The following is a 19,459-nucleotide window of genomic DNA, read 5'->3' as shown; positions in this document are numbered from 1 at the left end:
GACGTTATCGTTGCTCACGGTGGCGTACCTCGTGGTTGGGTGGACTCGTGACAAGCCCATTCCAACCCGGTACGCCGCCTCTCCTCAACTCAGGGGCGTGCACCAGATTCGGTCATATCTCATACCGCTGTTGAAGCAGTGATAATGCCTGAAAATTCTCACTGTGCACGAGCGCGCCGTCGGTCTTCGTGTCGATATCGTCCGTCCGTTGCAGCAATCGTGAGATGAAGTCGCCACTAAAGTGTCGCGTATCGACCACCAGTGTCGGATGCGCTTTCAGAAAGTCCACCGTCAGCGGCACGCTGTATCCCGGCGTTGTCAGATCACCCTTGATTTCATCGATTGCGCACAGCCGCACCCACTCCTCCCGCTGCGCATCGTTGGCGGCGATTTCCGGATAGAACTCCTCCGGAATCACACCCAGCCGGATGCAATAGCTGGTCTCGACGACGAACTTCTTCTTCAGCCACAGCTTCTTCTGGAAGTCTTCCAGCTGCGCCAGGAAGTCGATGATCTTGTGCGCGATACGTCGGATGACCTTGATCTTGGACAGGTACTGCTCGACGCGCGGCGCGGTTTCGTTTTCCACGTCGTCGAGGTGCATGACCTCGTTCTTGATGTAGAAGTCCAGCTCGCGTCGCAGGAAGCCGCCCAGGTCCTTGTGAATGAAATAGTCGAAGGTGTTGCGGGCGGTGTAGCGGTTCAGGTGCACGCGCAGGCGGGTGTTCTCCGAGGCCGTGCCGTCGGCGCGCACATGCTGCCCGCCCAGGGCCTTGATCCAGTGGGCCAGCGCCGGGTCGTCGAGGGCCAGGATCGCGGCCTCGGCCTCGGCGTTCAGGTCCTTCTGCTTGGCCGGATCGGGCTCGTAGGTGAAGCGAATCACCAGTTCGCCGTTCTCGACAGCTGCAAACGGGGCTGGGGCCAGTTTGAACCGGCGTTCCTTGCCCGCCTGTTCCTTCACGTTGCCGTGTTCGCCCTCGGCAGCGTCCACGAGCCTGAAGTGGACGCGCATGGGGTTCCGTTCGTCCTCCGGGCGAAGGCGGAAGGCGTAATCGCGCAGGTATTCGCTGGTCTTGATGTAGTACTGGTCCGCGTTGGCCCAGTGGAGCTTGACCTCCTCGCCCTCGTAGGGGATGGCGTAGACGCCGGGCTTGTAGACACGCTTGCTGAGGAAGTCGCCCTCGGAGTAGTAGCGGCGGAAGAAACTGTAGAGGTGGTCGTAGACCTCGGCTTCCAGCGCCCCGGTGTCCACGGCGTCGCTGGCCAGGCGGGCGCGCAGGTCCTTGACCTTCTGCGTGCTTTCCGGATCGACGCCCAGGGCCTGGGCGGCTTCGATGGCCTTGGCCAGTTCCTTCTCCAGTTCGGCCTTGTCGGCGGTGCGGTACTGGGCGAACGCCTGCTTCACCTGCGGCAGCAGGTCCTTGTCCAGGAACTGCGTCACCTCCGCACTCCGGGCGTGCAGGATGCGGTAGATGCCGAAGTCCAGCTCCGGCTGGTCGAGCTGGAACAGTTCCTTGAGCAGGGTTTTCAGCTTCTCGTATTTCTGGCTCATTACGTGGTCGTCCTGTTGAATCCTGGGCGGGCGCGTCGCTTCGTCAGACGACGGCCCAGCGAATGGTGAAAAGGGTTTCGGCGTGCGTGCGTTGCGCGAGCCGCTGTTCCAGCTGGTCGATCAGCTGGTCGCGCTTTTCCATGATCTCGTCCTCGATGCGGAAGATCTCCTGCCGCTGGCGGCGCTGCTGGCGCTCCAGTTTCTGGAGCTTCTCCTGGATCGCGTGCTGCTCGGCCAGCGTGGTGGCCTGGCGCGCCTGCCGGCGCAGGGCCTTGATCTGTTCCTTGGTGTCGGCCAGCGCCTTTTCGGCGGAAAGCACCATGTCGTCGGCCCAGCGCTCCAGCTTCTCCCGCGCCTCGTGGAAATAACGGTTGTTCTGCTCCAGTGAACGGCTGAGGGTGGCCTGGGCATGGCGCTCGCTTTCTGCGGCGAGCCGCTGGGACACGGGGTCGGGGATGGTCGCGGCTCCCGCGATCCAGCCGCCGCACTGGAACAGCTTCTCCATGGTTTCCTGGTCCAGCGCGGCCCCGTCGTCGGTCAAGCCGGAGAACAGCAGGTACTCCTCCCGTTCGTACGACTCGATGGTCAGGCGGGTGAGCGTCAGGTAGCCGCGCTGGCCACGCAGGGCTTCGACGACGGCGATACGGGTGGGGTGGCGGCTGATGTCGAAGTGGATCTCGGCGGCAGGTGTATCGGCATCCCGCGCCTGGGCGAGCACATGCTCGCCCAGCGGGTGCGAGAGCCGGTAGAGGAACTGGCCGGCAGCTTCCGTCTGCGGGTGGACGCGGGAAATCAGGTGGTAGCGGCCGGCGGGGATGTCCTTGCGGGGCGGGCTGACCAGGTCGAAGGTGAAGGCGATGTCGTCGAAGCGCGCCTGGTCGGCCAGCACGTGGCGCGTGAGCGACCAGAAGCGCCTGCCGACCCGGTCCAGCCGGGCCCGGGCATCCGCAAGCCGCATGCGCAACCGTTCGTGCACGTCCTCGTCGAAGTGCTCGAACAGCGCCCGTCGGGTGTCTTCCAGCCGCGAGCGGATCTGTTCGTCCATCTCCGCCTGCAGGGCCTTGAAGGCGGCGTCGATCTCCTCAGGGGTCCGGCACGCCTGGTAGATCGCGAGGATGCGCTTTTCGAAGTCCACGCCGGATTCGATGGTGCCCAGCACCTCGTCGGAGGCGCCGAACACGCCGCTGAACAGGTTGAACTTCTGCTCGAGAAGCTCCAGAACACGGCGGTCGGCCTCGTTGCGCTCATTGAGGAAGTTGATGACCACCACGTCGTGCTTCTGGCCGTAGCGATGGCAGCGGCCGATGCGCTGTTCGATGCGCTGCGGGTTCCAGGGCAGGTCGTAGTTGATGACCAGTGAGCAGAACTGCAGGTTCAGACCTTCCGCTGCCGCCTCGGTGGCGATCAGGACGGAGGCATGGTCGCGGAAGTGCTCGATCAGCGCCGTGCGCATGTTGACCGCGCGGGAGCCGGTGACCTTGTCCAAGCCCCGGTTGCGCTCGAGCCAGCGCTCGTAGATGGCGGTTTCCCCGGGGCCGTTGTTGCTCCCGTTGAAGAGGACAAGCTGGCCGGCGTAGCCGTTGGCCTCGAGGAACTGCTTCAGGTACTCCTGCGTTCGCCGGGATTCGGTGAAGATGACGGCCTTGCGCGCGGCACCGACCGCTGCCATCTGCTCGAACCCCGTTTCCAGCGCCTTGAGCAGCGTGCGGCTCTTGGTGTCGACGCGGATGCTGCGGGCTTCCTCGGCAAGGCGTGCGAGGATGGCGATCTCTTCCCGCAGTTTCTGGCGGTCGACCGGTGCATCGGTATCCCGGCCTGGGATCGTGTCCTCGTCCTCGCCGAGGATCTCGTCGAGCAGGTCGGTTTCCAGCTCTTCGTTCTCGGCCAGCAGCTCCGCCAGGTCCGCCGTGTCGTCGGTGCCGGAAGTGCGCTCGTCCAGCATGGCCTGCAACCGCTGGCGCAGGATGTCCAGGGTGGCAGCAACGGCGGCCGAGGACGAGGCGAGCAGCTTGCGCAGGATCAGCGCCGTCAGGTGCCGCTGGCGGCGGGGCAGGGCATAGCTGTCTTCGCGCCGCAGGAATTCGGACACCTTTTCGTAGAGCGCATGCTCCTCGTCGGTGGGACGGAAGGGCCGGGTGATCGGCTTGCGCTCGGTGTAGCGGATGTATTCCGTGACCTGGTTGCGCAGGGTCCGCTTGCAGAATGCCGAAAGCCGCTGGCGCAGGGCGCCCAGGTCGCTGCCGGCGCCCGCGTACTGCGCGCGGAAGGAATCGACATCGCCGAAGATGTGCTCGTCGATCAGGGTCGACAGGCCATACAGTTCCAGCAGCGAGTTCTGCAGGGGAGTGGCCGTCAGCAGCAGCTTGCGGCAGTCCTCGGTGGCCCAGCGGATGCCTTGGCCCACCTTGTTGCTCTGGCGGTAGGCATTGCGCAGCTTGTGGGCTTCGTCGATGACGACGAGGTCCCACCGGATGGCCCGCAGTTCGTCCCGGATCGAGTGGGCGAAGTTGTAGGATAGGATCAGGATGGCACCCTGGTCCAGCGGGTTGCGCGCTTCCCGGCGGGCCTGCCTGTATGCCCTGGCGTCCAGGACGACCGCGGGCAGGTTGAACTTTTCCTGCAGCTCCAGCGCCCATTGCTTGCGCAGCGACGCGGGGCAGAGGATCAGGAGCCGGCGCCGGCGCTCGGCCCAGGACTGGCACAGTACGATGCCGGCCTCGATGGTTTTCCCGAGGCCGACTTCGTCGGCGAGGATTACCCCCTTGGAGAGGGGGTTCTGGAGCGCGAACAGCGCTGCCTCGATCTGGTGGGGGTTGAGGTCCACCGAGGCATCAAAGAGCGCCATCGAGAGGCGATCCATGCCCGAGGCCGCCCGACGGGTCAGGTCATAGGCGTAGTACTTGGCGTGGTGCGGGGTCAGGGACATGACATCAGGCGACACCATCGCCCACCTCCCCGTTCAACAGCACGATCTGCTGGTCCGCCGGGCTCCGGGTGGACGGGTCAGCGTCTAGGCCGAGACGTTTGATCGCGTAGTAGAGCATGGCCTTGCGGACAGTGATGCTGGCCTTGCCGTTGTGCATGCCATAGTCCAGTGCGATGACCTTCTTCTGCGCATCCGACAGCCCCGGGTGAGGGCCGATTTCCAGCGTGACGTGTGTGTGCCAATCCACGTCCTGGTTTGCATCGATGTCACTGGGGCGGCTGCCCCGGATGCCGAGGAGGCGCGCCAACAGGAAGTCCTTGAAGCAGCCGTCGGTGAAGCAGTATGCCCGGGCATGCCAGCGGAAGCCGTCGAAGGCGATGGCGTGCGGTGCGATCCAGCGCCAGCGTGGGGCCGGGCTGGAAAGCGACTGGTATTCGATTTCGATGGCCTGTCTGCTGTGAATGGCCTGGAGCACGGTGCGCAGGTGGCCGGCGTCGATGCCCCGAGCGGGGCTGCGCACCGTATCGAAGTCCGGCAGCTGGCCGATCCAGGTTTCCTCCTGCGTGACGATGCCGTCGGAGATCGACCGCAATTGGGCCAGGTAGCTGGCCGGGTCCGGTTTCAGAAACAGGGGCTCGAAGCGGTTGCCCCGGACGTAGGCGCGGGCGCTCTTGTCGTAGACCATGTTGTTCGGCGCCATGCCGAGGTAGCGGTTGAGGTCAGTGGAGGCCTGGTTGATCGAGATCCCGAAGGCGGCCATCAGGTCGCCGCGGTTGACATGGCCTTCCCAGAAGAGCCGGAACTCGATGAACTCGAGCCGGCGCTCAATGCCCCACCGAACGCTGCCTTGCGTTGTCCCCACCCTTGCACCCCCAGTATCATGACCCACATCGGAATTGTATTCGACCAGTTTCTGGTTGGTTTGTAAAGAGAGGAGGGCTGCGGCGGGGTGGGCCATCGCCGCGAGGGAGAGGGCGGTGGTGCAGTCAGCGGCTCATGGTATTTTTCATGGCATTTGGTGATTTTCGCTGTGGTAACACATTGATCTATATGCGATTGAAGTTCCCATTGATGTTCGAGTGGGAGTGATTCCAGGCCCAGCCGCGGTGACTGCTTGGCCGTCGGCATGAGGCGATGCAAAAAACCGCAAGCCCGCGCGAGGCGGGCTTGCGGTGGCCGATCCGGCGGAAGGGGGAGGGCGGGTGTCCTGCGCCGATTGCCGGGACGGCCCGATCAGAACAGCTCGACGCTGCCGGCGTTCATGTTTTCCTGAAGCACGGGTTTGTGCGGCGGGCGCTCCCATTCGCTGCGCATCTGATTGATGCGGTTGCTGATGCGTGCCAGCGCTTTCTGCATCTCGGGGTCCTGGAAGCCGTGGCTGCTCTGCAGCAGATCGTGCAGGGTGATGGCTTCGTTGTTGATCTGTTCCAGCCGCTTCAGGTGCAGATCGGCGGCGGCCAGCGCCTGCGTGGCGATGTCCTCGAACTGCAGCGAGCGTACCGCCTCGGCGACCGAGGCATCGATCGCGCGGCCGCAGTCGGCGATGTCGCGGATGCTGTTGCCCAGGCTGCGGTGGATGCTGTCCACCCGCTCCAGCATGGCGGCCGATTCGGCGCGCGCCGAGCGCACGCGTTCGAGATCGCGCGACGCCGTCTGCGAGACGGTGTCGCGCACCTTGGCGATCGCATCCTTGGAGCTGTGCGCCAGCTTGCGGATCTGCTCGTTGAACGCGGTGCTGCGCTCGGACAGGTTGCGCACTTCATCGGCCACCACCGCGAAGCCGCGCCCGGCTTCGCCGGCGCGAGCGGCTTCGATCGCCGCGTTCAGCGCCAGCAGGTTGGTCTGATCGGCAATCGACTTGACGTCCTCCAGCAGCGAGAAGATGCCATCCAGATGGCCAGCCATGGCGTCGATGTGCGCCACCGTCACGCCGCTCTGGCTGCTGGCCTCCTCCAGCGCCTGCACCAGCTGCTCGACCTGCTGCGCCGCCTGCTGTGCGAAGCGGGTGATGTCGATCGAGCCGCTGTCCTCGCCGGTGCGCTCCACCAGCCGCGCCACCACGCCGCTCTGCTCGCGTGACTTGCGGTTGACCGCCTCGAAGCTGCTGCCGAGCTTGGCCACCGAATCCCGGATCAGGGCGCGGGTGCGCTCGATTTCGGTATGCGAGCCGCTGATCTCGTTGCTGACGAAGCCGCGCAGCTCGTCCAGCAGCTTGGCATGGTCGCGCAGCATCTTCGATTCGGCCTGGGAGGGAAGGCGATTCCAGATCACCACACCCCAGGCCAGGGCGGCGGTCACCACCAGCGCCAGCCGCAGCGGCAGCGGCCAGGACAGCAGCTCGGCGGCCAGCAGCAGCGCCATCAACACCAGGGGGGCACCGATTCGGAGCAGGGCACGGGGTTCCATCGTCGATCTCGAATGTGGCTCGTGAGGGATAACGGCCGCGGTCGGCCGGGTCTTTAATGCGATCGCAAGGCTGCTGCCGGGTCAGCCCGGGCCCTGGGTGGTGCTGGCCAGCAGGGCATCGGCGATCTGATCCAGCGGCAGCACCTGCTGCGCCGCGCCGAGGGTGTAGGCGGCGCCGGGCATGCCCCATACCACGCTGGTGGCCTCGTCCTGGACGATCGTGGCAGCGCCGGCCTTGCGCAGGGTCAGCAGCCCGCGCGCGCCATCGTCCCCCATCCCGGTGAGCAGGGCGGCGCTGGCATTGGCGCCGGCCGCGCTGGCCACCGATTCGAACAGCGCATCCACGCTCGGGCGGTGCAGCCGGATCGGCTCGTCATCGCCCAGCCGGCAGCGCCAGCGCGCGCCGCTGCGCTGCACCCGCAGATGCAGGCCGCCCGGCGCTACGTAGGCATGGCCGGCCAGGATCGGCATGTCATCCTCCGCGTGCAGGACGGTCATCCGGCTGTGCTTGTTGAGACGCTCGGCGAACGGCTTGCTGAACGCGGGCGGGATGTGCTGGGTGATGACGATGGCGGGCGCGTCGGCCGGCATGCGTTCCAGCACCGCACGGATGGCCTCGGTGCCGCCGGTGGAAGCGCCGATCGCGATCAGACGGTCGGTGGTGCGGTACTGGATGACCCCGGCCGGCGCAGGCGCCACGCTCGGCTGCAGCGTTTTCACCCGCGCCCGCGCGGCCTGCTTGACTTTCTCGCGCAGCTCGCGGCCGTAGCCGGTCAGGCCGCGCTGAATGTCGAGCTTGGGCTTGGTCACGAAATCCACCGCGCCCAGCGCCAGCGCATCCAGGGTGATCTGCGCGCCGGCTTCGGTCAGCGAGGACACCATCACCACCGGCATCGGGCGCAGCCGCATCAGGTTCTGCAGGAAGGTCAGCCCGTCCATGCGCGGCATTTCGACGTCCAGGGTGAGCACGTCGGGATTGAGCTGCTTGATCTTCTCGCGCGCGATCAGCGGGTCGGGCGCAGTGCCGACCACCTCGATGGCGGGATCCTCGGACAGGATGTCGGTCAAGACCTGACGCACCAGCGCCGAGTCGTCGATGATGAGGACGCGCACCTTGCCGGGGCGCTGGGGATGTTGGATGGCCATCAGAACAACTCCACGGAACCGGCCACGGGGGATTGCGCCAACCGGCTGCGGTAATCGCGCTCGACCCGCGCGATCTCGCCTGCGGCCGGCAGACGCTTGACCAGGGTGCGTCCGCTGCGCACGAAGAACACCACCTTGCGCGGCTGCACGCCGCCGAGATCCTGCGCCAGGATCGGAATGCCCTCGGCTTTCAGGTACTCCTGCACGAAGTTGGCGTTGCGGGTGCCGACCGGGTCGATGGTCATGCCCGGCAGCACATTGCCGCCGCCGAACACCTTGGCCTGCAACCGCGCGCGGGCGGCGCCCTGCTTGAGCATGCCGTTGATCAGAAGCTCCATGGCGTGCGCGCCGTAGCGGGCGCTGCCGTCGCCGGGAGCGGCATCCGGCAGCATGAAGTGATTCATGCCGCCCACTTTGACGACCGGGTCGTACATGCAGGCGGCCACGCACGAGCCGAGCACGGTGGCCAGCGCCACCTCCTCGGAGGACACCTTCCACTCCGCCGGCAGCAGCTTGATGACGTGCGCATCCAGCGCCGGGTCGTAATAGCTTCCCGGCGGCGGTCGCCGTTCCGGGGTGACGTAGGGGCTGGGCGCGTTCATTGCGCCTCCCGGGTGGCCCGGTAGATGGTGCGGCCGCACGGCTGCACCAGATCCAGGGCATGCGAGAAGCTCTCCGAATGCCCGGCATAGAAGCGCCCGCCGGGCGCCAGCAGTGGCACGATGCGCTGCAGGATCTGATACTGGGTCGGCTTGTCGAAATAGATCATCACGTTGCGACAGAACACCGCGAGGAACTGCTGGTGCAGGCCATAGTCCGACGCCAGCAGATTGAGTTGCCGAAATTCCACCAGCCGCTGCAGGAACGGCTTGACCTTGACCAGCCCTTCGTTGGGGCCGGTGCCGCGCAGGAAGAAGCGGCGCTTGCGCTCATTGGAAAGGTCGGTGATGCGTTCGATCCCGTATTCGCCGCGCGTGGCGACCGCAAGCGCGTTGGTGTCGATGTCGGTGGCCAGGATGCGTACCGGCGGGGTCTCGCTGGAGAACGCCTCGCAGGCGGTGATCGCGATCGACCACGGCTCCTCGCCGGTGGAGGCGGCGCAGCACCAGATGTCCACCACTGTCCCGCGCGGGACCGCGCGCAGCTGCTCGCGCAGAGCATCGAAGTGATGCGCCTCGCGAAAGAACGAGGTCAGGTTGGTGGTCAGCGCGTTGATGAAGGCTTGCTCTTCCTGCTCGGGGTGCTGCTCGACGAAGTCCAGATAGTCGCTGAACCGCGAGAAGCCGCGCGCGCGCAGGCGCCGCGACAGCCGGCTATACACCATGTCGCGCTTGTGTTCGGCCAGGTGGATGCCGGCGCGTGCGTAGATCATCTTGCAGGCGCGGCGGAAATCGCGATCGCTGAACGCGAACCCGATCGCGTCGCCCTCGGCGGAGGCTGGCCGGCTGGAGTCAGCCATGGGCGCCTCCAGCGGCCTGCGGCCTTGCATTTGCCGGCGTGCCGGGGGAGCTGTCCTGCCGGCGCAGGCGCGCGAGCAGTTCGGCGTCCGGCAGCGCCGGCGCATACAGATAGCCCTGGGCCTCGTCGCAGCCGAGCAGCTGCAGGAACTCCGCCTGTTCCAGCTGCTCCACGCCTTCGGCGACCACCTTGAGGCCCAGCGCGCGCGCCAGCATCACCGTCCAGCGCACGATCGCGGCGTCCTCGCCGTTGTCCAGCATGCCGGAGACGAAGCTGCGGTCGATCTTGACCCGGTCGATCCTGAAGCGATGCAGCACCGCCAGCGAGGCATAGCCGGTTCCGAAATCATCGAACGCGAGATTGACCCCGTGCTCGCGCAGTGCGGCCAGCGCGGCGGCGGCTTCGCTGTCGTGCGCGAGCGCGATGGTCTCAGTGATCTCCAGTTCCAGGCGCTGCGCCGGCAGCCCGCTGTCGGCGAGCGCCTTGAGCACCTGCGGCACCAGCGCCGAGCGCAGCTGCGCGGGGAACAGATTGACGCTCACCGACAGCCCGGGGGCGGGCCAGGCGGCGGCGTCCGTACAGGCGCGCTGCAGCACCCAGGCGCCGACCTCGGCGCCCAGCGGGCTGCGCGAGAGCAGCTCGATGAACTCACCGGCCGGCACCAGCCCGCGCGTCGGATGCCGCCAGCGCAGCAGCGCCTCCGCGCCGCAGATGCGGCCGCTGGCGAGGTCGATCTGCGGCTGGTAGTGCAGCTCGAACTCGCCCTGCGCGAAGGCGCGGCGCAGTTCCAGGTCGAGGTCGCGGCGCGCCAGCGCCTCGGCGCGCATCTGCGGGCGGTAGCGGTACAGCTGACGGCCGCCGGCCGCCTTGGCGCGTTGCAGCGCGAGGTCGGCGCAGGCCAGCAGGTCGCCGCCGCCGCTGCGCACGTCTTCGCGCAGCGCCAGGCCGACGCTGAGTTCGATGTGGATTTCATGGCCGCGGATGCGCAGCGGCTGCTGCAGGAAGCTCAGCATCTCGCGCAGCAGGGGCGAGGCCGGGCACTCGTCATCGGCGGCGCTCGCATCGCACAACTGCGCATCCACGCCGGTGATGGCGAACACGTCGCCCTCCACCCGCGCCAGGCCCATTGCGCCGTGCGCATACGCTTGCAGGCGCTCGGCGAAGGCCTGCAGCACGCGGTCGCCCAGCGCATGGCCGAGGCCATCGTTGATCCACTTGAACCGGTCGATGCCGATCAGCGCCAGGCCCCACTCGGGGTTTGCCTCCAGCGCGGCCAGCAGGGCGTTGCGGTTGGGGAGCCCGGTGAGCGGGTCGAAGTGGGCTAGGCGGTCGAGCTGCGCGCGCTGGTGCGCCGCCTCGGTGACATCGTGCAGGATCAGGGTGGTGCCGTGCGCGTGTCCGTGCCGCCAGGTGGAGCGGGTGGCCTCCAGCTGGCGCAGGCTGCCGTCGGGGGCGACGATGCGCAGCGACAGGCGTTCCTCGCCGCTGCCCGCCAGCCAGTCGCGAAACGCCTGGGTGTCCGGTTGCAGGCGCAGCGGGAACAGCTGGTGCAGGCGCTGGCCGCGCAGATGGTGGCCGAACAGCCGCTGCGCGGCGGGGTTGCTCCAGCGGATGCCACCGTGGCGATCAGCCACCAGCACGGCTTCCCGCGCGTGCTGCCCGGCCTGGACGACGATCGCGGCATCGCGGCTGATGTCCTCCTGCAGCAGCAGATTGGCGGCCAGGCGAGCCAGGTGCCCCAGCGCTTCCAGCTGCGCCGGGCCAGGGCGCGTGCGCGGTCGGCGGTCGCACACCGCCAGCAACCCGATGCGCCGACCGCGCCCATCCTCCAGCGCGATGCCGACATGCGCGCGGATCGCGCTGCGGGGACTTTCCGGCAGCTCCGGCAGCACCAGCAGTGGCGCGTGCTGCTCCCAGCAGCGCACGAACAGATGCTCGCGGGGCAGCGGCAGAGGGTCTTCCTCCAGCCCCTGCTGCGCAACCAGGAGGTAGCGATCCCCGCTGAAGGCGATGACCGCCGCCATCGGCATGTCGAGCAGCGCGCGGGCCAGCGCCAGCACGTCGTCCAGGCCGCCGGCGGACTGCAGCCGTTCCGGCGCGAGCGCGGAATCGACAGGGGAGGGGTCGGCAGGGGCGGCGGGGCTCATCGGCGCAGGATCGGCAGGATCAGCGGGCTGGGCGGGTGGGCTGGCGGGCGCGGCCGGCGCGGACGTGGGATCGGGGTGGCCGGACGCGCCCGCGTGCACTCAGAACTCCTGCCAGTGCTGGTCGCCCGCCGCGGCGCCCGTGGCCGTGCGCCGGACCGGCGCGGCCGCCGGCGCCGCCGCGCGCGGGGCCGGGGCAGGCGGCGCCTTGCGCCGGCCTTCCACCGCATCGCGCAGGGCGCGAATGGCGGTCACGGTGGCCTGGGTCTCGCGGGTGAACTCCCCTTCCAGCAGGGCCTGGGCCTGGGCAGTGCGGCCGCGCTGGTGCTCCAGAATCACTTTGCCGGCGGTCGCGTGGAAGTGCTTGTGGTGCTCCTTCAGGCGCTGGTACTCCGGCAGGTGCTGCACCTGCTGGCCCGGGCCGTAGATCCACTTGCCCAGCGCGCAGGCGTCGTCCACCGAGATGGTGTCGGCATCCAGCGGCTCGCCACCGCCGCGCAGGTAGGTTTTCAGGCGCAGCTTCCACTGCATGTGCTTGTCGATCATGTCCTCGAACGAGGCGATCTTGTCGGAGTCGGCCGGCTTGCCTGCGGCAGGGCTGGCGGTAGGTTTGGGCGCTGCCGGACGCGCCGCGCCGCTGCCATTGGCCAGGCGGAAGGCCGCCACCGCCTCCACCAGCGCTTCGGCCTGCTGGCGCATGCTCTCGGCGGCGGCGCTGGCCTCTTCCACCAGGGCGGCATTCTGCTGGGTGCCTTCGTCCATCTGGGTGATGGCCTGGTTGACCTGCTCGATGCCGCTGCTCTGCTCCTGCGAGGCGGCGGAGATGTCGGCCATGATGTCGGTGACGCGCTTGACGCTGCCGACGATCTCGCCCATGGTCTTGCCGGCCTGGTCCACCAGCGCGCTGCCTTCCTCGACCTTGACCACCGAGTCGGTGATCAGCTGCTTGATCTCCTTGGCCGCGCCCGCGCTGCGCTGCGCCAGGCTGCGCACCTCGGCGGCCACCACCGCGAAGCCGCGGCCCTGCTCGCCGGCGCGCGCCGCTTCCACCGCCGCGTTCAGCGCCAGGATGTTGGTCTGGAAGGCGATGCCGTCGATCACGCCGATGATGTCGGCGATCCGGCGCGAGGCGTTCTGGATCTCGCCCATGGTGCGCACCACCTGCTGCACCACCTCGCCGCCGGATTCGGCCACCGTCGCCGCGCCCTGCGCCAGCTGGTTGGCCTGACGCGCGTTGTCGGCATTCTGCTTGACGGTGGAGGTGAGCTCTTCCATCGAGGAGGCGGTTTCCTCCAGCGCGGCCGCCTGCTGCTCGGTGCGCGCCGACAGGTCGGAGTTCCCCGAGGCGATTTCGCTGGCGGCGGCGCTGATGCTGTCCGCGCTCTGGCGGATTTCGCCGACGATCCGCGCCAGCGCCTCCACGCTGCGGTTGGCATCGTCGGCCAGCTGCCCGAACTGGCCCGGCAGCGCGATCTCGACGCGGCGGGTCAGGTCGCCCTCGGCCATCGCCGCGAGCAGGCCGCCGACCTCGTGCAGGCCCTGGTCGGCGGTGGCCATCAGGGTGTTGAGGTCTTCGATCAGCTCGCGGTACACGAACTCAAAGCGGGAGGCATCGCCGCGCTTGCTGAAATCGCCGGCCACCGCCGCTTCCACCAGCGCCTTGATCTCGGCGTTGATCGCCAGCATGCCCTTCTTGACGGCGTCCACCGCCTCGGTGACGCGCGCCTTCTGGCCCGGATAGCGGGCAATGTCGCGCGAGAGGTCGCCGCGGGCGTAGTCGGCTACGATCCCGATCGCATCCAGGGTCGTCTTGATATGGGCCTCCACCAGGGTATTGACCTGGTCGGCCATCACTCCGAACGCGCCGGGGAAGGCTTCGGCGTCCATGCGCGCGTCGATCTCGCCGGCCTCGTGCTGGTCGAACATCTCCTGCTGGGCCTGCGCGAAGCGGCGCAGGCTGGACGCCATGCTTTCCAGGCTGCGGCCGATGGCATTCAGCTCGTCCTGGGTGTCCACCTGGATCTTGTCCGAGAACTGGCCGGCGGCCATCGCGCGCGCACCGGCATCGATGCTCTGCAAGGCGTCACGGGTACCGCGGGTGAAGCCCAGGAACAGGTAGGCCGAGGCCAGCAGGGCCAGCACCACGCCGCCCAGGATGAGGGTGGCCTTGCGCTGCAGGCTGGCGATGGCGCGGTCGCCGGCCGCCTCGAGGGCGGCGTAGGCGCCGGCCATGGCGCGGTTGAGCGCCTCGCGGGTGGCCTGGTCCTGGCGTGCGAACTCGGCTACCGGGTAGTCCAGGGTGTCCGCGCCGAGCACCTTGTCCTGGATCAACTTGTCCTGCGCCTGGATGGCCTGCAGCGCGGCCTGCCAGGGCTTGCCGAACAGCGCCGCGCCCTGCGGTAGCGCCTCTTCGATGGAGCGGCGGTTTTCCTCGACCAGGCCCTGCAGGTACTCCTGCATGTTCTTGTTGACCGCCAGCGCGGTGCGGTCGTTGACCCAGAGCGCCCCTTCGCCGAGCACGCGCATGCTGGTCACCGCCTGCTGGGACACGGCGGCGGACAGCACCGGCAGCTGGCTGCCGCCGATGTTGTCGGCGCGCAGCATGGCCGGGTCGCGGGCGACGCTGGTGATGGCGTCGAAGGTGAAGCGGTCGGTGGCATCGCGCAGGGCGGTGAGCGCGGCGGTGTCGGCCTCCACAGCCGCGTCGCCCTCGCTGGCCTGCGCCTTCTTCCACGCCTCGCGGGAGGCGGCGAGCAGCTTTTTCAGCTCTTCACTGCTGGCCATGTGGCTGCCAGAGAGCCAGGCCTCGAACGCGTCCAGCGCCTTGTCGGCGGCCGCCGCGGCGGCGGCGATCGCCTGCGGGGTGGCGCTGGCGTCCTTGGCCAGCTGGCGCGCGCGCAGGGCGCGGTGGTCCTGCATCGCGATCTGCGCCTCGTTGAGGCGGTTCAGCCCGGCGGTGGCCGCGCGTGCGGCCTTTGCATTCGAGAGCTCGCCCAAGGTGCTGCTGAGCACCAGCGCGGTCAGCACGCCGCAGGTCAGGGTGAAGCTGGCGCCGATCAGCAGGGCCTTGTGGCTGAAGCGCAAGGACGCCATCAGGCGGATGGCGGGAGCGAGCAGGCGGTCGATGAACGATGAGCGGCGAGGAGGCATGGCGAGGTTCCTGAAGATGACGGTTCACGGGCCGTACACCTGCCGGTGTCGGCATGCGCCGGCAGATCTTTAATCCTCGCGTGCACTTTGCCGGCTGCGGCCTGCCGAAGGCGTGACTGGGTACGCAAATCCGTCAGCGCGCGCCGCATGTCGGCTCAAGTTCGCAAGGGTTGGGCCGATAGGAGCGATGTCGGCACATCCCCGTGCCCGTATCCCCCCGGAGATTGATCATGCAACCGTTCTTTCATCGTGCCCTCAACACCGCGGCACTCGCCGCCGCGATGGCGCTGGCGCTGCCTGCGCTGGCGGGCAACCCCATCAAGCGCGTGGACCCGGTGTATCCGCCGGAAGCGGCGCGCGCCGGCACCACCGGCTATGTCGAAGTCGAATACAGCGTCGGGCCGGACGGCAAGGTCACCGATGTCTCGGTGGTGGATGCCAAGCCGGGCCGGGTGTTCGTGGCGGCGGCGGTGAAGGCGGTCAAGCAGTGGGAGTTCGCCCCCGGCTCGGAGACGCGCGGCAAGGTGAAGCTGGAGTTCAAGCTGTAAGCCAAGGGACTGAAGTCAACGCCTGCCACCGCCGACAGCGGTGGCAATGCTGCAAGCAAGACGCGCCGCAGATCGCGGCGCGTTTTCGTTTGGGGCGTGGGATTGCGCGTCCGCAGGGGGCGCGATCAGGCGGCCTGGGCTGCCGCCTCGTCCGCCATCAGGCCCATCTCGCTGCTGGTCATCAGGCCCTCGATGTCGAGCAGGATCAGCATCCGCTCGTCGAGCGTACCGATGCCGGTCAGATAGCGGCGGTCGATGCCGGTGCCGACATCCGGCATCGGGCGGATCTGCTCGGCGGAGAGCTGCACCACATCCGAGACGCTGTCCACCACCATGCCGACCACGCGGTCGGCCACGTTCAGCACGATCATCACGGTGGTGGCATCCACCTTCGCGTCCAGGTGGAACTTCACGCGCATGTCGATCACCGGCACGATGGTGCCGCGCAGGTTGATCACGCCCTTGATGTAGTCCGGGGCATCCGGCAGGCGGGTCACGCTATCGGTGTCGTAGCCGCGGATTTCCTGCACCTTGAGGATGTCCACCCCATATTCCTCGCGGCCCAGGGCGAAGGTCAGGTATTCGCCGGCGGCGGCGTGGGTGGGCTTGCTGGCAGGCGTACTCATGGGGATTCCTGATGATGATGGCGATGAGAAAGTCTCGAACAGGTCATCGGCAGCGCGCCGGCGGGCTTGAGCCCACGGGGCTCATGCCGCGCGCGCCAGCGCGGCGTGGTGGGGCAGGCTGGCCACGTCCACGATCAGCGCCACCCGGCCATCGCCGAGGATGGTGGCACCCGCCACGCCCGGGATGCGCCGGTAGTTGCGCTCCAGATTCTTGACCACCACCTGCTGCTGGCCGAGCAGGTCATCGACCTCCAGCGCCAGCTGCTGGCCCTGGGATTCCACCACCACCGCGATCGGCTGGGCGTCGCCGCGGCGCGCGGTCAGGCCGTACTGGGCCGCCAGATCCAGCAGCGGCACGTAGTTCTCGCGCACGCGCAGCACGCGCCCTTCGCCGCCGGTGACGGTCTTGATCTGCTCGCGCTGGACCTGCAGGGATTCGATGACGATGTTCAAGGGCAGGATGAACACCTCGCCGCCGACCGCCACGGTCATGCCGTCGAGGATGGCCATGGTCAGCGGCAGGCGGATCGAGACCGTGGTGCCTTCGCCCTCGCGGCTGCGGATTTCCACCTGGCCGCCCAGCGCCTGGATGTTCTTGCGCACCACGTCCATGCCGACGCCGCGCCCGGACAGGTCGGTGATGGCATCGGCAGTGGAAAAGCCGGGCGCGAATACCAGGTCCCAGACCTGGGCGTCGGTCGGGTTCTCCGGTACCGGGATGCCGCGCTCGGCCGCCTTGGCCAGGATCTTCTCGCGATTGAGCCCGCGCCCGTCGTCGCTGACCTCGATGATGATGTGGCCCCCCTGGTGCGCGGCGGACAGGCTCACCGTGCCAGCCTCGGGCTTGCCGGCGGCGATCCGCTGCTCGGTGGTTTCCAGACCGTGGTCGATCGCATTGCGTACCAGATGCACGAGCGGATCGACGATCTTTTCGATCACGCCCTTGTCCAGCTCGGTGCCTTCGCCGGAGGTCTTGAGGATGACCTTCTTGCCCAGGCGCGAGGCGATGTCGCGCACCATGCGAGGGAAGCGGCTGAAGGCGAACTCCACCGGCAGCATGCGCACCGACATCACCGCTTCCTGCAAATCGCGGGTGTTGCGGTCGAGCTGCTCCAGCCCGGCCAGCAGCTGTTCGTGCAGGGCCGGGTCGAGATCGGCCGAGCGCTGCGCCAGCATGGCCTGGGTGATGACCAGCTCGCCGACGAGGTTGATCAGCGCATCGACCTTGTCCACCGCCACCCGGATGGTGGTGTCGGCGGGCTCGGCGGTCGGCTTGCCGGCCCCCGCGGCGGGCGCCGGAGCTGCTGCGCCCGTGGGGGAGGGGGCAGCGGATGGGGCAGTGGAAGACGCGGCGGCCGGGGGAGGCGTCGCCGCCGCGGCTGGCGCGGAGGGAGCGGAGGATGCGGCGGGCGCCACCGCCGCCGACGCTGTGGAGGCCAGCAGCGGCTCGATGCTCAGCTTGCACTGGTCTTCGACCCAGGCGAAGGTGTCTTCGATCGCCGAGCGCTTGACGTCGCCGAACAGCTGCAGATCCCAGGCCAGCCAGGCCTCGAACGGGTCGAGCTCACTGAAGGGCGGCAGCGCATCGTCGCGACAGGTGACTTTGAGCTGGCCGAGCTGGCTCAGTTCGCGCAGCATCCGCAGCGGGTCGTTGCCGCTCATGAACAGCGTGCGTTCCGGCGCGAAGTCGATGTGCCAGCCGATCGGCTTTTCGGCTGCCGGAGCGGGGGCCGATGCGGCCGGCTGTGCGGCGGCCGGCCCGGCCAGCAGCGCCTCCAGGCCGGCGCGGCTTTGCTGCAGCAGCGCCTGGTCGATCGCATCGCCGTGCTCGGCGGCCGCCAGCAGCATGCGCAGGGTGTCCACCGAGGCCAACAGCGCGGTGATGGCGCTGGAATCGAGCGCGCGCTTGCCGCTGCGCGCCTCCTCCAGCAGGGTTTCCAGCAGATGGGTAAAGTCCGCGATGGCGGTGAAGCCGAACGTGGCGCTGCCGCCCTTGATCGAATGCGCGGCGCGGAAGATCACGTGGATGGTGTCCGCGCCGCCTTCGCCGCTTTCCATCGCCAGCAGCCCGGCCTCCATCGCCGCGATGTTCTCGCGGCTCTCTTCGAAGAAGGTGGCATGAAAGCGGGTGATGTCCATGGCGGTCCCTGTGTGAGGCTTGGGTCAGCCGAGCACCCTGCGCACGGTGGCCAGCAGCTGCTCGGGATCGAACGGTTTGACCAGCCAGCCGGTGGCGCCGGCGGCGCGGCCTTCGTTTTTCTTGTCGGCGCCGGATTCGGTGGTCAGCATCAGCAGCGGGGTGAACTTGTAGTTGGGCAGGGCGCGCAGCTGGCGGATCAGCTCGATGCCGTCCATGCGCGGCATGTTCACATCGGTGATCACGGCATCGAAGCGTTGGGCCTTGGCTTTTTCCAGGGCCACGATGCCGTCCTCTGCCTCGACCACGTTGTAGCCGCCGCCGGTCAGCGCGAAGGCGACCATCTGGCGCATCGAAGTGGAGTCGTCAACGATCAACAGGTTTGCGCTCACGCAGGTTCTCCGGAGTCCTTGTCAACGCCCAAGCTTACCGCCAGTGCCAGCTGGCGGGCGGCATCCACGAGCGTGGGAGAGGGGAGTGTGATGGTGGTCGAAAGACCGCGTGCGGCACGCTCGCGGATGAAGGCGTGCAGCAGCTGCAGCCCGGCGGTATGCACGCGGCGAACATCGGCGCCGGACAGCTCCAGGACCGGGTCATCCAGATGCGCTTGCAGCGTGGCGTGCAGCTCGCTCACCTGTTCGATTCCCAGATCGGCTTGCAGGGGCAAAGGCATGGTGGATCTCGGATAGGGAGGCAGGTCCACGTCCGTTATCGGCGCTGCGGCGGATGACTTGAGGCCGGTTGCGAAAGTGTGTTCAAGCTCACGTCTTCGGGTTTTGGGCAGGGGGTCACTCGAACACGGCGGTGGCATCCAGCATGACCGTGGGCGGGGCGCCGGGGGTGCGTGCGATGCCCATGCTGGCGCGGTCGCGCAGGTTTACCGCCGGCGGCTCGATGTGCGCCGCTTCCAGGGTCACCACGTCGGTCACCGCGCTGACCAGCAGACCGACCAGCTCGTCCTGATGCTCCAGTACCACGATGCGCGCGCGGTCATCGACGGTGGCCGGGGGGCGGTGCAGCCAAAGGCCGAGATCGTGCACCGGCACGACCCGCCCGCGCAGGTTCATCACCCCCAGCAGCGAGGGCGGGGCCCCGCGCACGGCGATGATCGGCGCCAGCCGCACCACTTCCTGCACGCGCAGGAGCTCCACCGCATAGCGGTCCTCGCCGAGCGCCATGCGCAGCCAGCGCTGGCCGATCGGCGGAGGCGGCGCGCTGCGCGGCGCTGGTGTCGGTGTGGATGGGCCGAATGCAGGCGATGCCTGCGGCGAAGCGCTGGGCGCAGGGAGCTGGGAGGGCGCGGCTTCCGGGTGCGCAGCGACGGGCGCGACCGCCGGAGGATCTGGCAGCGGTACTGGGGGTTCGG

Annotated in this window: 15 protein-coding genes; 1 reads left to right on the top strand and 14 read right to left on the bottom strand. The window is 68.1% G+C overall.

All coding sequences use genetic code 11. The features are described 5' to 3' along the window. Nucleotides 1-112: 112 nt before the first annotated feature. From ML342_RS02510 to ML342_RS02470, 9 genes are all read right to left on the bottom strand, one after another. Nucleotides 113-1,552, bottom strand: coding sequence for a hypothetical protein (locus tag ML342_RS02510; RefSeq protein WP_240125329.1), 1,440 nt, complete (start codon nt 1,550-1,552; stop codon nt 113-115). Between the two features lie 43 nt (nt 1,553-1,595). Continuing rightward, entirely contained in the window at nt 1,596-4,478 is a 2,883-nt protein-coding gene (locus ML342_RS02505; RefSeq protein ID WP_240125328.1) for an SNF2-related protein, read from the bottom strand. A 4-nt stretch (nt 4,479-4,482) separates the two neighbouring features. Continuing rightward, nucleotides 4,483-5,436, bottom strand: coding sequence for a BrxR family helix-turn-helix transcriptional regulator (locus ML342_RS02500; protein WP_240125327.1), 954 nt, complete (start codon nt 5,434-5,436; stop codon nt 4,483-4,485). A 275-nt stretch (nt 5,437-5,711) separates the two neighbouring features. Further along, nucleotides 5,712-6,884, bottom strand: a complete 1,173-nt coding sequence (locus tag ML342_RS02495) for a methyl-accepting chemotaxis protein (protein WP_439655131.1) — start codon at nt 6,882-6,884, stop codon at nt 5,712-5,714. Nucleotides 6,885-6,965: 81 nt separating this feature from the next. Beyond that, entirely contained in the window at nt 6,966-8,030 is a 1,065-nt protein-coding gene (locus tag ML342_RS02490) for a protein-glutamate methylesterase/protein-glutamine glutaminase (RefSeq protein ID WP_240125326.1), read from the bottom strand. Continuing rightward, nucleotides 8,030-8,632: a chemoreceptor glutamine deamidase CheD gene (gene cheD, locus ML342_RS02485; protein ID WP_240125325.1), complete on the bottom strand. Its 603-nt coding sequence runs from the start codon at nt 8,630-8,632 to the stop codon at nt 8,030-8,032. The genes ML342_RS02490 and cheD overlap by 1 nt, the downstream gene beginning before the upstream one ends. Continuing rightward, nucleotides 8,629-9,489 (bottom strand): CheR family methyltransferase, encoded by an 861-nt coding sequence (locus tag ML342_RS02480; protein WP_240125324.1) that lies wholly within the window; start codon nt 9,487-9,489, stop codon nt 8,629-8,631. Before ML342_RS02480 ends, cheD begins: the two co-directional genes overlap by 4 nt. Next, nucleotides 9,482-11,635: a putative bifunctional diguanylate cyclase/phosphodiesterase gene (locus ML342_RS02475; RefSeq protein WP_240125323.1), complete on the bottom strand. Its 2,154-nt coding sequence runs from the start codon at nt 11,633-11,635 to the stop codon at nt 9,482-9,484. The genes ML342_RS02480 and ML342_RS02475 overlap by 8 nt, the downstream gene beginning before the upstream one ends. 99 nt (nt 11,636-11,734) lie before the next feature. After that, nucleotides 11,735-14,782, bottom strand: coding sequence for a methyl-accepting chemotaxis protein (locus ML342_RS02470; RefSeq protein ID WP_240125322.1), 3,048 nt, complete (start codon nt 14,780-14,782; stop codon nt 11,735-11,737). A gap of 230 nt (nt 14,783-15,012) precedes the next feature. Here ML342_RS02470 and ML342_RS02465 point away from each other — a divergent pair, with 230 nt between their 5' ends. Further along, the gene (locus ML342_RS02465) at nt 15,013-15,330 is read left to right on the top strand and encodes a TonB family protein (protein ID WP_240125321.1); all 318 of its coding nucleotides are present in this window, start codon (nt 15,013-15,015) and stop codon (nt 15,328-15,330) included. A gap of 125 nt (nt 15,331-15,455) precedes the next feature. Here the strand turns inward: ML342_RS02465 and ML342_RS02460 are convergent, their stop codons facing one another. From ML342_RS02460 to ML342_RS02440, 5 genes are all read right to left on the bottom strand, one after another. Continuing rightward, on the bottom strand, nt 15,456-15,956 hold the full coding sequence (locus ML342_RS02460; RefSeq protein ID WP_240125320.1) for a chemotaxis protein CheW: 501 nt from the start codon (nt 15,954-15,956) through the stop codon (nt 15,456-15,458). An 81-nt stretch (nt 15,957-16,037) separates the two neighbouring features. Next, a complete protein-coding gene (locus ML342_RS02455) occupies nt 16,038-18,095 on the bottom strand; it encodes a chemotaxis protein CheA (protein WP_240125319.1) in 2,058 nt (685 codons plus the stop codon). 24 nt (nt 18,096-18,119) lie between these two features. Then, nucleotides 18,120-18,485 carry a response regulator gene (locus ML342_RS02450; RefSeq protein WP_240125318.1) on the bottom strand — a complete coding sequence of 122 codons (366 nt, stop codon included), beginning with the start codon at nt 18,483-18,485 and terminating at the stop codon, nt 18,120-18,122. Then, nucleotides 18,482-18,766: an STAS domain-containing protein gene (locus ML342_RS02445; protein ID WP_240125317.1), complete on the bottom strand. Its 285-nt coding sequence runs from the start codon at nt 18,764-18,766 to the stop codon at nt 18,482-18,484. Before ML342_RS02445 ends, ML342_RS02450 begins: the two co-directional genes overlap by 4 nt. Nucleotides 18,767-18,881: 115 nt before the next feature. Next, the coding region (locus ML342_RS02440) for a chemotaxis protein CheW (RefSeq protein ID WP_338064971.1) at nt 18,882-19,459 on the bottom strand (578 nt) is incomplete at its 5' end.

It is taken from the genome of Thermomonas alba (assembly GCF_022419205.1).
In the GTDB taxonomy this organism is placed as follows: Bacteria; Pseudomonadota; Gammaproteobacteria; order Xanthomonadales; family Xanthomonadaceae; genus Thermomonas; species Thermomonas alba.
The sequence above is the reverse complement of the archived record's forward strand: the minus strand, read 5'-3'. Positions and strand labels throughout refer to the sequence as shown.

Bases quoted from the DNA above. Each gene is read 5' to 3' on its own strand.
- ML342_RS02480 (WP_240125324.1), bottom strand. From the start codon at position 9,489: ATGGCTGACTCCAGCCGGCCAGCCTCCGCCGAGGGCGACGCGATCGGG.
- ML342_RS02455 (WP_240125319.1), bottom strand. From the start codon at position 18,095: ATGGACATCACCCGCTTTCATGCCACCTTCTTCGAAGAGAGCCGCGAG.
- ML342_RS02465 (WP_240125321.1), top strand. From the start codon at position 15,013: ATGCAACCGTTCTTTCATCGTGCCCTCAACACCGCGGCACTCGCCGCC.
- ML342_RS02460 (WP_240125320.1), bottom strand. From the start codon at position 15,956: ATGAGTACGCCTGCCAGCAAGCCCACCCACGCCGCCGCCGGCGAATAC.
- ML342_RS02445 (WP_240125317.1), bottom strand. From the start codon at position 18,766: ATGCCTTTGCCCCTGCAAGCCGATCTGGGAATCGAACAGGTGAGCGAG.
- ML342_RS02495 (WP_439655131.1), bottom strand. From the start codon at position 6,884: ATGGAACCCCGTGCCCTGCTCCGAATCGGTGCCCCCCTGGTGTTGATG.
- ML342_RS02475 (WP_240125323.1), bottom strand. From the start codon at position 11,635: ATGAGCCCCGCCGCCCCTGCCGACCCCTCCCCTGTCGATTCCGCGCTC.
- ML342_RS02505 (WP_240125328.1), bottom strand. From the start codon at position 4,478: ATGTCCCTGACCCCGCACCACGCCAAGTACTACGCCTATGACCTGACC.
- ML342_RS02510 (WP_240125329.1), bottom strand. From the start codon at position 1,552: ATGAGCCAGAAATACGAGAAGCTGAAAACCCTGCTCAAGGAACTGTTC.
- cheD (WP_240125325.1), bottom strand. From the start codon at position 8,632: ATGAACGCGCCCAGCCCCTACGTCACCCCGGAACGGCGACCGCCGCCG.
- ML342_RS02500 (WP_240125327.1), bottom strand. From the start codon at position 5,436: ATGGCCCACCCCGCCGCAGCCCTCCTCTCTTTACAAACCAACCAGAAA.
- ML342_RS02470 (WP_240125322.1), bottom strand. From the start codon at position 14,782: ATGCCTCCTCGCCGCTCATCGTTCATCGACCGCCTGCTCGCTCCCGCC.
- ML342_RS02490 (WP_240125326.1), bottom strand. From the start codon at position 8,030: ATGGCCATCCAACATCCCCAGCGCCCCGGCAAGGTGCGCGTCCTCATC.